The organism is Methanococcoides burtonii DSM 6242, from assembly GCF_000013725.1.
In the GTDB taxonomy this organism is placed as follows: domain Archaea; phylum Halobacteriota; class Methanosarcinia; order Methanosarcinales; family Methanosarcinaceae; genus Methanococcoides; species Methanococcoides burtonii.
Genome location: NC_007955.1, coordinates 2,364,503 through 2,376,437, shown reverse-complemented (window position 1 = coordinate 2,376,437; position 11,935 = coordinate 2,364,503). Strand labels below are relative to the sequence as shown.

The following is an 11,935-nucleotide window of genomic DNA, read 5'->3' as shown; positions in this document are numbered from 1 at the left end:
CCCGATAATGTGCCTGAAGCATCCCGGAAATTTGCTTGGCAGCTTATCGGGATGTTTCAAACTACTAATAATTCCACATTCAATTCACTTCTTAATTCAATTTTTTCTAATAATGTTCAAATTATATTTCACATCATAAAGAGCCAATAAAGGATCAGGATCCGGTGTCATTTCCTGAGTCCGGAACATAGACGACCCTTCCATCAGCCAACTGATAGGCAGTACCAAGAGCCTCACCGGTACCACCGCCTATCTGATCGGTCATATTCAGTACTTCTATATTCTGACCTTCCTTGACAATGATCTTCATATCAGGCTGACCCGGATTTTTAACAATGGTTATATCCGCCGTAGGACTTAGAAGTTCGGGAAGCTGGAAAGACATGACAAGAGCTATCATAAGTGCTACTGAGAACACCATGGCGATATCGAATAGATTCGCAACACCTGTCAGAGGGTTCTGGTCATCTTCCTCATAGAGGATGCCGGGCCTATGATAGCGTTTTCTCCTCATTGGTCACTCCCCATGGAATCCATAAGATAATCGATATCTGCCATATCCTGCCAGTACCACCGTTTTCTGATAAGTGTCAGGACATACCCTACGACACCTGCGAACAGTCCGAGAACTGTTGTTGCAAAAGCGATCATCAGGTTGTTAGCAAGCTGTAGGATATCACCCTGTGCAAGACCAATGAGCGCAGGACCCAGTGGAATTAGAGTACCCATCAGACCGAGCATTGGAGCAACCGTAGATAGTATCTTGGTCTGCTCCAGACGCTTTGTCATCCTTACCTCATACTCTTCTGAAAGCCAGTCAATAGAGGAAATTGAGTTCTGTTTCAGATATTCACCAGCATCTTTTGCAAATGAGGTTACCAATTGGTTCTGATCAAGACTATGCAATTTTTCTGCTGCATTGTCAAGCGAAGAAGCTTTCACGCTTTCCTGCACGCTTCGACCAACTTTTTCAAGTTCCCGTACATTGCGGTGACGTTTTGCATATTCCGAAATGAACTCACCAATCAATCCAAGAGATGCTGCGACTGCTAAAAGCAGCAGTATGACCACTGGATATAACAACGCGGCTGATGCAGTGTACATCAGCTGAAACAAAAATGAATCAATAGCCATTTTTAATTACTCCGTATATTATTCAGAACAAATCCCCCGGCAATGAAGACCGCGAAGACCACAAAGGGAAGAATATCAATAGGCGGTGCAGTATATTGAGGGATGTTCATCTGTTTCGTTTTGATGTAAGCAGGAACAATAATGGCACCCATTAGATAGTAGATACCAAGGATCATCATGATGTTACCGAGCGTTTCGGGGGTCTTGCCAAGTTTCTTGCAAAGCAGTGATGTTGAAACGACAGAAATAAAAAAAACTACACCCACAAGCAACCCTATCAGAGTACCACTCATATCGATGTACGATGCCAGCAGCATACAGGATATGAACAATGCTGTCAGGCAGACAGGACAGGGCAGGGAGATCACAAGGAATGTCCTATGGGAAACATCACAGCCACAATTCCATTGTTTTTGGGTATAGATGCCTGCCCCAATAAGTAACAATGCAACAAGGACGTGGAGAGACATACCCATGCTCGCAATAACATCAAGGTTCGACTGGTCCACATATCCAATCAGACTGCCCAGAACAATGGACAAAATAAGATAACTGGAAGCCAATAGAAGAATGCTTTTCAGACTACGGTTAGAGAAGCCACAACCAATCCCGGTTTTCACTCCAAAGAGTAAGATAGCCATTAGGATACCTATGACTGTGAGAATTACCATGTTCATTTAGTAACACCCATTGAGCATGGCGAGCTAAATGCTGAAATGTATTTATTTATGACCACATATACCACCCTTTTTGCTTATAATTAAGATCTAAATTTTGAAATTATATGCATAATTTAATACAAACTATCTGAATTGTAACAAGTAAACTTGTTATGACATATAAAGACGTGTATTTAGATTATATATGTAACTAAAACTGAGTATATACACACCATGAATTTGATACATATATAATCCAAAATGATAACGATTGCACAATTGATTAGAAGTTTTTTAAAAAAAAGAAAAGAGAAAAGATTAAAGAAAGTTATCTGAGAAAAATATCCAGTTACAGCGTTCTCAGCAAGCTCATAGACATACGCCCACAACTGCGAAGATGTCATATGAGATCGTTTTTAAGATAATTGTAGTAATCAAAACGCTTATCACACATAATAAGATTAGGACTATTGATTCCAATGAGAAAAGCACTATTACTCCTAATACTTACAGGCATGCTCCTTGTGAGCGGGTGTGCAAGCAACGGAGATCAGGAAAATACCATGGTACAAGAAGGAGATCTAATATCGGTCAACTATATAGGCCAGCTTGACGACGGAACGATCTTTGATACATCCTTTGAAGATGTCGCAAAGGAAGCAGGACAGTACAATCCTGCAAGAGGATACGAACCCCTTGAATTCACGGTCGGTGCCAGCCGGTTGATCGCAGGTTTCGATGCAGGTGTTGTCGGCATGACAGTCGGTGAAGAAAAGACAGTGGTCATCCCAGCTGCAGAAGCCTACGGAGAATATGATGAAGAACGTGTCCAACCGGTCCCAATAAGCCAACTTAAAGAAAAGGATATTGAGCCAGAAGTCGGCATGCTACTTAATACTATTTCCGGCCAACAAGTCCCCATTGTTAGAATGGATGAGACCAACGCATATGTTGACAACAACTACCCCCTTGCCGGAGAGACACTTACCTTCCAGATCACACTTGTTTCCATTGGCCAGGACTGAACATTACATATAGAAAAAGAAGAGAAAATAATTTCGAGTTTACAATTAAAGAAAGTCAGGAAGATAATATGGTACAAGAAGGAGATCTAATATCGGTCAACTACATCGGTCAGCTTGAAGACGGAACTATCTTTGATACATCTCTTGAAGATGTCGCAAAGGAAGCAGGGCAGCACAATCCTGCAAGAGGATACGAACCCCTTGAGTTCACGGTCGGCGCAGGCCAGATGATCCCCGGGTTCGATGCAGGCGTTGTCGGCATGACGGTCGGTGAAGAAAAGACAGTCACCATCCCAGCAGCAGAAGCCTATGGAGAATACGATGAGGAACTTGTTCAGCCGGTCCCAAGAACCCAGCTTAAAGAAATGGGCATCGAGCCAGAGGTAGGCATGCCACTCTTCACCCAGTATGGTCAGGTCACTATTGTAAGAATAGATGAGACCAACGCATATGTTGACTACAACCACCACCTTGCCGGAGAGACACTTACCTTCAAGATCACGCTGGTATCCATTGGCAAGGAATGAACAGTACCTATGGAAAAAGAAGAGAAAATAATTGCTATTCTGCTGGCAATGGCTATACTATCGCTGGCAGTAGCTTATTTTATATATATGCCCGGAGAGTTGGGCGGCAATATTGAACCATTGTCAGATTCAACCACCCTCGGAGAAAAAGTCTTTGTTGAAGGAGCTGTCCTCAATAAGAGAATGACCTATTCCGGAGACCATCTTATCCTGGAGATCGAACACGAAGGTGAGATGATCACTGTATTCGTTCCGAACAATAAAGGTGCCAAAGAGATAGGCAAGGAACTGGCAGTCAATGATATGGCACATATTGCAGGGGTCCTTGACGAGTACGAAGGTGAACTTGAGATCATTGTTAAGGACAAGAAGGATGTTGAAAAGCTCTGAAACTTACAGGCATTTTGTTCAACCTTTTGAGTAGGAGTCTCCTTCCGTAAGGTGGAGAGGAATACGTCTCTTTTTCACACAAACGTTATTTATACAAAACGTGTGAATACATCATTGTATGTTCTTAACTAAAACCGTTATCTTGAAAATTGAAACCCCTGATACCGAGTTAGTTGAAACTATGCAAAAATATTCAGAAGGGATGAATCACGTTTCCAAGGTTCTTTTCGAAAATGGTAAAACAATGGGAGCCATGAAACTCCAAAAATTAGTTTATCCTCATCTTCGAGAAAACTTAGGTTTAAAGTCCCAAATGAGCTGTAACATTCCACGTCAGGTTGCAGGTTGTTATAAAACATTGAAAGAACAAATAAAGACTAAAAAATCTCATTGGCAACAAGTAGAATTTAGTCCCACATCAATGACACTTTCGTATAAACGAGACTTCACCATTGATGAAAATACTGTAAAAATAACAACCTTCAACAGTAGCAGGAAAGCTTATACTATTCTGAATTACAACCACGCAAAGCAATATTTTGATGGTTCTTGGAAATATCAAGCTTCCAAAATTGTAAAACATAATGACGGAAATTATTTTATCCACCTTTCCATTGAAAAAGAAATTCCAGACAAAAGCATAATAGAAGCATCTACTTTTATGGGTGTTGATGTTGGAATTAATTATCTTGCTGTTGCATCAACCACCGATAAAAAATGCAAATTCTTTGCAGGTGGTAAAATCAAGAACCTTCGCAACCATTACAAATCAATGCGGACTCGTTTACAATCGAAGGGAACTTTATCGGCAAAGCGTATACTCAAATACATTTCCGGTAAAGAAAAACGTCTTATGCGAGATATAAACCACAAAATATCAAAAGAAATTGGTAACTATTCAGCCTACCTATAGTCAATCCTGTATTACCAACCTTTACACAAAAAAATTAGAAGCTCAAACAATTGTTGGAATAAATGGCATTCCAGCAATTGCATTTCGAATTGCATCCATCACAGGAACTTGATTCTTCTTAACAGTAGAAATGTAACTTCTTACCCGCGAGAAAATTAATGCTCCTTGCATACTTCGGAATGTACCTGATATCTTCTGCTGTACTTTCATCATTCTCACATCCCTTTCTGCAAGATTATTCTCAAATGGAACTTTTAGATCATGCATAAATCTGAGAATATCATTTTTTGATTTGGCTTGAAGTTGAGGATTTTCTTCTATCCCAATATGAATTATCTGGCCGTACCAATCTTCAAACTCTTTAATTCTCTCTGGTTTCATACAACCAGACATTTCTCGGATCTGGTCAACTGACTTTTTGACATCAATAAGTAGAATATTCATAGCTTTTGACCACAATTGATCATCGTTCTCGCTTACACTTGTTAATTCTCGCAATAGATGAGCATTACAGATCGAATGATCACAATCATATTTGTAATATGATTTCCAGAAATCATGAACTACTGTACCATTAAAATTTGGTAAGATTCCCATCGCATTCATTGCGTCAGAGCCTCTTTTTTGATGAGGATAATAACATGTCATTTTGTTTGTAGAAGCAACATGTAACCACTGTCGTTTTCCTTCTATCCTCATACCAGTTTCATCACAATTTATCACAGGAGATTCTATTAAGAAGTTCTTGATCTGCTGTTCGAAATCTTCAAGTTTTTCAAAACATGTCTTCTCTGCCCTAGCCAAAGTAGCGGGACTTATTTCACATCCACAAACATCAGCTAGCAATTCACAGCTGCGATCATAAGGAAGTAATTGATAATCATGTAAGTAGACTGCTAATGATGCAAGACGTAAGCCATATTGCGTGGGTTGTTTAACCTTTTCTGAAAAAGTAGCTTTGTTCTTGCAACCGCAGTGAGGACAGGACTTGATTTCAGCACGATGTTCTGTTACTTGAAGTTTAATGGGAGGTATGTCAAATACTTGCCTTTTTTCATGATCTTTAACTTCTATATCTTCAAGCGATCTTTCACAATTGCTACATTTGTGTACTTTGTGAATTATAACTTCGTCAGGAACATCTACCATTCTGAGAGTAGTTCCAGGATGGTCTTTCTGACCACCTGGTTTCTTTCCACTCTTTTTTCGTCTGCTTTTTGTTTTTGGTTTCTCATTAATAAAAACATCAGTTGAAGGTGGTTTACTGCTGTTTCGGCTGTTTTTTTTGAGTTGCTCTTCCAACTTTTTAACTCGTTCTTCGAGTTCGGTTATTCTGGCAGCTTGTAGTTCTATGATCTTTTGTTGTTCAGCAATGATGTCGTACAATGTAGTGACAAGAGTGACAACTGCTTCGGGACCTTGTTCATAAACTGCTAGGATTTCTTTGCGTTTCGTGTTCATTCACCTCCTGTTTGGCAAAACCAATTGATTTTTTGGGTGTGAACTTAAATAGAATGCTACTACTTGCTTTTTTCGTAAAAATCCATGTCAGAAGATGAAATAGATTGAGGTGGGGGGATTTTAGCACGCAAAGGTGGCTGAATAGTTACAGAAATTGTTAAGTTCGCACTTGAAAATAATGTATCTGTAATTGGTTTAGAAGACTTAACAGGTATCCGTGATGCTACTCTCAAAAAAGTCCATAAAAAGAGAAAGCACACTCACAGTAGTTGGGCTTATCGACAACTGCAAACTTTCATTGAATATAAAGCAAGAGAAGCAGGAATACTCACCCACTATATCGACCCTGCTTATACTTCTCAGACATGTATTCGTTGCAACCACATTTCCAAAAACAATCGTAACAGATTGAGCTTTGAATGTGAAATCTGCGGATACCAAAACAATGCAGATCTCATTGGTGCAATGAACATAGAACATAAAACAAGAGATTTCAGGTATATCTTGGAGTCTCAGGGGAGTTTGTCAACCGCCCAGACGATTGCATAAATGACAATCAAGCCCCTTCAGTCAGGGAGGGGTAGTTGACTATGGCAACAGTAATAAAGAAAAACAACATATTGGAAGACATGAAAGCGTGTATCATGTGTGGCGGGGAAGGCACACGACTTCGCCCTTTAACTTTTGAAAGACCAAAGCCAAGCATACCTATTCTGAACAAACCATCCGTTGTGCATCTGGTAGAACACCTTGCAAAAGAGGGATTCACTGAGATCGTCATTACGATTGGATATATGGCAGAAAAGATAGAAGAGTGCCTTGGTGACGGCCGTATGTACGGAGTGTATATCGAATATGTATATGAAGAAAAGAGGCTCGGTACTGCAGGTGGAGTGAAAAATGCGGAAGAATTCCTAAAAGATGAACCGTTCATGATAGTGGGCGGAGACCACGTAATGGACCTTAGTCTGCGCAGCATATATCGCCAGCATGAAATGAACGATGCCATGATAACCATCGGACTTATGTCCATCGATGACCCCCGTGAATTTGGTATTGCAGACATGGATGTCAATAACAGGATACACCGCTTTTTAGAGAAACCCGGTCCAGGAGAGATATTCAGTAATCTTGCCAGTACAGGTATCTACATGTGTTCCCCGGAAATATTCGACTGGATACCCAAAGATGAAAAATATGATTTTGCAAAGGACCTGTTCCCTGCATTGATGAGCAAAGGAAAGAAGATCAATGGAATGCTGGTGCGTGGCCACTGGACCGATGTGGGAAGTTCCACAGCATACAGGCAGGCACAGAGATGGATGCTTGAATCCCTCCCGGGAACATCCATTGAAGGTAATTTCAATACGAAGGACGCACGAATACAGGGACCTCTGAAGATAGGGAACAACGTTATCGTCGGTACGAATTCCGCACTTGTGGGGCCTATGGTGATAGGTAATAACACTACCATCGGAGACAACGTGCTTATCGGACCTTACACTGCGATAGGATCCAATTGTGTCATCAAGGACAATTGCAGGATATTATCTTCATACATATTCAACGATGTGACCATTGGAAGCAACACAAATGCATCCGGATCCATAATCGACAACCACACCATTGTCGGACAAAATTGTAACCTTGAGAACGGAACTGTCATAGGACCACGTGTTATAATACGTGATGATGCGACGATCCACTCTGATGTGAAAATATGGCCTGAAGTGAACATCAAAGCAGGTTCAAGGATCAAGGAGACCATAATAAATCCAGAATTCGACTAAACATCGAAGTTACCAAAACCATGAATCGGATCTTCAAGTGGCTCTCTGTTTCGCTTGTTATTAGCTTTATATCGATAGTACTTCTGTTGGTATTCACAGTAGATACCACGACCATTGATGCGATCCGGAACATTAAGAAAGAGGCTATTGTTGCTGCAATAGCCCTTCAGTTGTTCTCATACGTGGTATGGGGATTACGAACGAAATTCATGTGTCAGTCACTTGGACATGACATAAAGACCTTGAAAACTACTGAGATCGCAATATCCAGCCTTCTTGTAGCGGCTGTTACCCCCTCTTCTGCCGGTGGAGAAGCATTGAGGATACATCTGCTTTCCAAAAACGAGATCCCTATTGGAAAGGCCACAGCTGTCGTAGTGGGAGAAAGGTTGACTGATGCATTTCTCATCCTTCTTATCGCACCATTTGCCCTTTACATCCTAAGGGGGTTTTTCCCCAAAGAGAACTTCGATATGCTATTGATAGCAGGGGAACTATTCATTTTTATTATCCTGGGAATACTGATCTATTCAATATTGAAACCAAACAAAACAAAGTCTACCATTCATTTTTTTGTGAACAAGACAAAGCGCTTCCATGGCAGGAAGACAGATGAAGCTCTTGCGAACGTTCTGGAAAAGATCGATATAGAGATAGATAATTTCCAATATGGAATCAGGTATTTCACCAAAAAGGGGAGGAAAGGGGTTTATTATGGAATTATATGCACTATCATTTACAGAGGAACACTTTACTCCATACTGCCAGTGATACTTGCAGGACTTGGACAGCCTCCGGAGATATTGCTTTCATTCATGGCACAGATACTTCTTACATGTCTTATGATAATACCTGCAACCCCCGGAGCAAGCGGTATTGCTGAATTTGGTGCCAGCTCGCTCTTTTCCATTGTTATAGCGACCCCCTCGCTGATAGGTATAACAGTGCTCACATGGAGAGCACTCACCTATTATATGAATATCGTTGTTGGAGGATTTATCAGCATTAAGGTACTCAAAGATGCAGATATCATCAACGAATCCATCAAGAAATGAACATATAAGGAAATGAACACTGGTGAACTACCACCCATTAAAATGGGTGGCTTCCTGCTTCAAAGCCCAGACCAACGTCCGTGACTCCACAGGCTCTATCCGTAGTCCCTACGGTGCATAGATCGAGAATATTGATTGCAGCATTAACGTCTCTGTCAAGCTCAAGTCCACACTCTTGACATCTGTGAACCCTGACAGCTAAACTTTTTTTGACGATGTTTCCACAGCTGCTGCATTTTTGTGATGTGTTGTATGGGTTAACCAATTCGACATACTTGCCAGCCTCTTCCGCTTTGCTTTTTGCCATCTGGATCAGTTGACCCCATGCAACATCATATATTGATTTCGCGAGATGATGATTTTTAACCATGTTTTTGATACTCAAATCCTCGAACAGTATCCGGTCAAACCTGTTGACAAGGGCCCTGCTCAACGTATGGTTAAAATCAAGTCTCTGGTTACGTACCTTTCTATGGATTTTAACAACTTTAATTTTTTGATTGAGCCGATTCACTGAACCTTTCTTCTTCTTGCTCAGTCTTTTTTGCTGGACTGCGAGGGATCTCTCAGACTTGCGGAAATATGTAGGAGAATCGAACTGTTCCCCATTGCTCAGCGTGACACAGGAGTTAAGCCCAACATCAATACCTATGGATGTATTCGGATTGACCTTTTTGGGATTTGCACCCATATCGACAGAGAACACTGCATACCACTGATCGGTTTCACGTTTGATGGAACATGTCTTGATCTTACCTTCTATCTCTCGGTGCTGTTTGATTTTGATCTTTCCGATCTTGGAAAGTTTCAGTTTGTCATCTTCGATCTTGAAACCAGATTGGGGATATGTGAAACTGTTATACCTGTCCTTCCCCTTGAATCTCGGATAACCTGGTGTTTCACCTGATTTGCACCGTCTGAAAAAAGCATCGAATTACTTGCCAAGTCTTCTCAGTACATCCTGCTTGATCTGTGAGAATACTTCGGTCTTGCACTCGATATACTTGACCTGGTTGGTCTGGTCAAACGTAGTTAATCCCTGATTGCATCTGTCATACGCATTTCGTCTGTCCGCGAGAAACCGTAAAAGTGTACGCAATTCATCCACCTGATTCATCTTGCAGTTACACTGCAAGACATCCAGATTGATCTGGACGTTTTCGATGAAATGAAACTCCCATTAAATCTTCGATTTAATGCGAGATTGAAACCGGTGGTCTTCTTGCTTAGAAGAAGATAAAAGGACATCCCCGAATGAGGATTCAGGGATTCACAGATAGGTATTCAAGTATATTTTCCGGTAGAGCTACCTTTTGAACAAGTTCATCCATATTCGCATAAGGCACACCACTTATGATCTTAGATACATCCATAGCATTTAGCCCGGGAATTTCCCTGATCACCTGCAAAGGAGTGGAATTTACATCCAGTGGAAAAGGTATCGCTTTTACAGAACGCTGCCCATGTCCCACAATAGCAGCATCGATGAATGCACCCAGAGGAAGATTGAGAGGAAATCCTACAAGCAGAGGATATGAACCTAACTGTCTGCCAAATGTCAGATCGTGCTTTGATCTTTCATCATGGATCTCGCACATTACATCCCTGAGCACAGTTCCGATCGGCACGATCTTCCTTAGCATCGGCAGGTCGATATCCTTTCGTATCTTTTCTTTGTATTTAAGAAACAGTTTTTTGTGCTTGTAAACAAGGTCATCGTTCCCATACACTTTTGTTCCCGGAAATGCCATGACCTGACGAATATTTATCCTTCTTACAAGAAGCCCGGAATCCAGTATATCCTTAAGAAGATCATAGTTCAGCTCGAATGTCTTCCTGGTCTCCCCAGGCAGACCATGAACAAAGTTCAATCCCGGAAGCAATTCCGGCAAACCACTGCTACCCCTTGCCGAACCAACATCGTTTATCATCTTAATTACATCCAACACATCATCCGGATGTACTTTTAGATCATTTGCACTAACAACGGCAGGGTCCGCAGTTTCTATGCCCAGTGCTGCTATGTCGCCAGAGGTATGATATTTCACGATGGTCTTCAATATCTCAAAACTCTGTTCCGGATAGGCCACCATCGTTGCAGGGTTCGTGTTATCCATGTGCAGAACTTTCAGTTCAGGTGCGACCTTTCGGATACCACTGTAAAGGCTTTCCAGAATTTCCGGGCTCGGCTGAAGAACATCAGCACCTATATCCTTTGCATGATAACTTAATAGGTCCGGCTGCCTCCCAATACGGAAGTTCCTTGCACCAAGATCATAAAGTGAAGACACTTCAGCGATCACATCTGCCACAGGACGGTAATCGGAATGACCGTAGAATCGTTCAGTGCAGAAAGAACAGTGCACCTTGCGACCACATCCGCGATAGGTTTCCATTTCACACATAACGTGAGGATAATCGGGATGTTGAGCTATTATGAAAGCACCGAGCTTAGCCCATCTGCCAATCTCATGCACGGTCCTCCTCCTGTGGAAAATATCTTCAGGATCACAGAGCTTGCCATTTTCAAAAAGGTCATAGACAAAAGCTTCGATATCGCTTTTCGCGAGAACAGTTCCCTCGGCATCAGTTCCAAGTTCTTTTGCACCCTTACCACCCTCTTTACTGAAACCAAGACGAATGGGACCACCTATGACCTTGATGCCTGAAGCAAGGGTGCAGAGGTTCTCGATCTCACCAGGAGTTATCGGTGAGGAACGAAGGTATTTGCCGGGAACTGTCATACCGGACAATATGACCACAATATCTGCCTTTTTTAAAATATGGACATCTTCAGAAGTTGCTTTTCTGAGACTGTCGATGGTAAAATAATTAATGTCATGCTCTAAAAAGCCCTTTTCACGCAGGGCTCCAGCTATGTAACGAACATAAGGAGAAATATAGGGCGGGACTCCGAAACATGCCGGCTCATCCACATAGCCATCTATTATCACAGCTTTCATGGGATACTAAAAGGAAGG

Annotated in this window: 13 protein-coding genes and 1 pseudogene; 7 read left to right on the top strand and 7 right to left on the bottom strand. The window is 41.6% G+C overall.

Annotated features, from left to right (window positions below):
- Positions 1-154: 154 nt before the first annotated feature.
- From MBUR_RS11660 to MBUR_RS11650, 3 genes are read right to left on the bottom strand one after another with little or no spacing between them, the layout of a single operon-like run.
- Positions 155-514: a DUF2149 domain-containing protein gene (locus MBUR_RS11660; protein WP_011500256.1), complete on the bottom strand. Its 360-nt coding sequence runs from the start codon at positions 512-514 to the stop codon at positions 155-157.
- The gene (locus tag MBUR_RS11655) at positions 511-1,134 is read right to left on the bottom strand and encodes a MotA/TolQ/ExbB proton channel family protein (RefSeq protein WP_011500255.1); all 624 of its coding nucleotides are present in this window, start codon (positions 1,132-1,134) and stop codon (positions 511-513) included. Before MBUR_RS11655 ends, MBUR_RS11660 begins: the two co-directional genes overlap by 4 nt.
- Before the next feature lie 2 nt (positions 1,135-1,136).
- Positions 1,137-1,811: a DUF2162 domain-containing protein gene (locus MBUR_RS11650; RefSeq protein ID WP_011500254.1), complete on the bottom strand. Its 675-nt coding sequence runs from the start codon at positions 1,809-1,811 to the stop codon at positions 1,137-1,139.
- A 545-nt stretch (positions 1,812-2,356) separates the two neighbouring features.
- Here MBUR_RS11650 and MBUR_RS11645 point away from each other — a divergent pair.
- From MBUR_RS11645 to MBUR_RS11630, 4 genes are all read left to right on the top strand, one after another.
- Positions 2,357-2,818, top strand: coding sequence for an FKBP-type peptidyl-prolyl cis-trans isomerase (locus tag MBUR_RS11645; RefSeq protein WP_157196730.1), 462 nt, complete (start codon positions 2,357-2,359; stop codon positions 2,816-2,818).
- A 68-nt stretch (positions 2,819-2,886) separates the two neighbouring features.
- Entirely contained in the window at positions 2,887-3,345 is a 459-nt protein-coding gene (locus MBUR_RS11640) for an FKBP-type peptidyl-prolyl cis-trans isomerase (protein WP_011500252.1), read from the top strand.
- 9 nt (positions 3,346-3,354) lie between these two features.
- Positions 3,355-3,735 carry an OB-fold nucleic acid binding domain-containing protein gene (locus MBUR_RS11635; RefSeq protein WP_011500251.1) on the top strand — a complete coding sequence of 127 codons (381 nt, stop codon included), beginning with the start codon at positions 3,355-3,357 and terminating at the stop codon, positions 3,733-3,735.
- A 118-nt stretch (positions 3,736-3,853) separates the two neighbouring features.
- The gene (locus MBUR_RS11630; RefSeq protein ID WP_011500250.1) at positions 3,854-4,648 is read left to right on the top strand and encodes a transposase; all 795 of its coding nucleotides are present in this window, start codon (positions 3,854-3,856) and stop codon (positions 4,646-4,648) included.
- A 42-nt stretch (positions 4,649-4,690) separates the two neighbouring features.
- On the opposite strand, the gene MBUR_RS11625 is transcribed toward MBUR_RS11630, so the two are convergent.
- On the bottom strand, positions 4,691-6,109 hold the full coding sequence (locus MBUR_RS11625; protein WP_011500249.1) for an IS66-like element ISMbu12 family transposase: 1,419 nt from the start codon (positions 6,107-6,109) through the stop codon (positions 4,691-4,693).
- A 141-nt stretch (positions 6,110-6,250) separates the two neighbouring features.
- Here MBUR_RS11625 and MBUR_RS13605 point away from each other — a divergent pair, with 141 nt between their 5' ends.
- From MBUR_RS13605 to MBUR_RS11610, 3 genes are all read left to right on the top strand, one after another.
- Positions 6,251-6,658: a transposase gene (locus MBUR_RS13605; protein ID WP_332244259.1), complete on the top strand. Its 408-nt coding sequence runs from the start codon at positions 6,251-6,253 to the stop codon at positions 6,656-6,658.
- 80 nt (positions 6,659-6,738) lie between these two features.
- Positions 6,739-7,899, top strand: a complete 1,161-nt coding sequence (locus tag MBUR_RS11615) for a sugar phosphate nucleotidyltransferase (RefSeq protein WP_048063676.1) — start codon at positions 6,739-6,741, stop codon at positions 7,897-7,899.
- 20 nt (positions 7,900-7,919) lie between these two features.
- Complete coding sequence (locus tag MBUR_RS11610) at positions 7,920-8,954, top strand: lysylphosphatidylglycerol synthase transmembrane domain-containing protein (protein WP_011500247.1); 1,035 nt, start codon at positions 7,920-7,922, stop codon at positions 8,952-8,954.
- A gap of 37 nt (positions 8,955-8,991) precedes the next feature.
- Here MBUR_RS11610 and MBUR_RS13170 read toward each other — a convergent pair.
- From MBUR_RS13170 to MBUR_RS11600, 3 genes and pseudogenes are all read right to left on the bottom strand, one after another.
- Positions 8,992-9,825: pseudogene (locus tag MBUR_RS13170) on the bottom strand (RNA-guided endonuclease InsQ/TnpB family protein); the annotation flags it as partial.
- Positions 9,826-9,888: 63 nt separating this feature from the next.
- Positions 9,889-10,053, bottom strand: coding sequence for a hypothetical protein (locus tag MBUR_RS13165; protein ID WP_157196729.1), 165 nt, complete (start codon positions 10,051-10,053; stop codon positions 9,889-9,891).
- A 163-nt stretch (positions 10,054-10,216) separates the two neighbouring features.
- Positions 10,217-11,917 (bottom strand): radical SAM protein, encoded by a 1,701-nt coding sequence (locus MBUR_RS11600; protein ID WP_011500246.1) that lies wholly within the window; start codon positions 11,915-11,917, stop codon positions 10,217-10,219.
- Between the last annotated feature and the right edge of the window lie 18 nt (positions 11,918-11,935).

Bases quoted from the DNA above. Each gene is read 5' to 3' on its own strand.
- MBUR_RS11660 (WP_011500256.1), bottom strand. From the start codon at position 514: ATGAGGAGAAAACGCTATCATAGGCCCGGCATCCTCTATGAGGAAGAT.
- MBUR_RS11655 (WP_011500255.1), bottom strand. From the start codon at position 1,134: ATGGCTATTGATTCATTTTTGTTTCAGCTGATGTACACTGCATCAGCC.
- MBUR_RS11650 (WP_011500254.1), bottom strand. From the start codon at position 1,811: ATGAACATGGTAATTCTCACAGTCATAGGTATCCTAATGGCTATCTTA.
- MBUR_RS11645 (WP_157196730.1), top strand. From the start codon at position 2,357: ATGGTACAAGAAGGAGATCTAATATCGGTCAACTATATAGGCCAGCTT.
- MBUR_RS11640 (WP_011500252.1), top strand. From the start codon at position 2,887: ATGGTACAAGAAGGAGATCTAATATCGGTCAACTACATCGGTCAGCTT.
- MBUR_RS11635 (WP_011500251.1), top strand. From the start codon at position 3,355: ATGGAAAAAGAAGAGAAAATAATTGCTATTCTGCTGGCAATGGCTATA.
- MBUR_RS11630 (WP_011500250.1), top strand. From the start codon at position 3,854: ATGTTCTTAACTAAAACCGTTATCTTGAAAATTGAAACCCCTGATACC.
- MBUR_RS11625 (WP_011500249.1), bottom strand. From the start codon at position 6,109: ATGAACACGAAACGCAAAGAAATCCTAGCAGTTTATGAACAAGGTCCC.
- MBUR_RS11615 (WP_048063676.1), top strand. From the start codon at position 6,739: ATGAAAGCGTGTATCATGTGTGGCGGGGAAGGCACACGACTTCGCCCT.
- MBUR_RS11610 (WP_011500247.1), top strand. From the start codon at position 7,920: ATGAATCGGATCTTCAAGTGGCTCTCTGTTTCGCTTGTTATTAGCTTT.
- MBUR_RS11600 (WP_011500246.1), bottom strand. From the start codon at position 11,917: ATGAAAGCTGTGATAATAGATGGCTATGTGGATGAGCCGGCATGTTTC.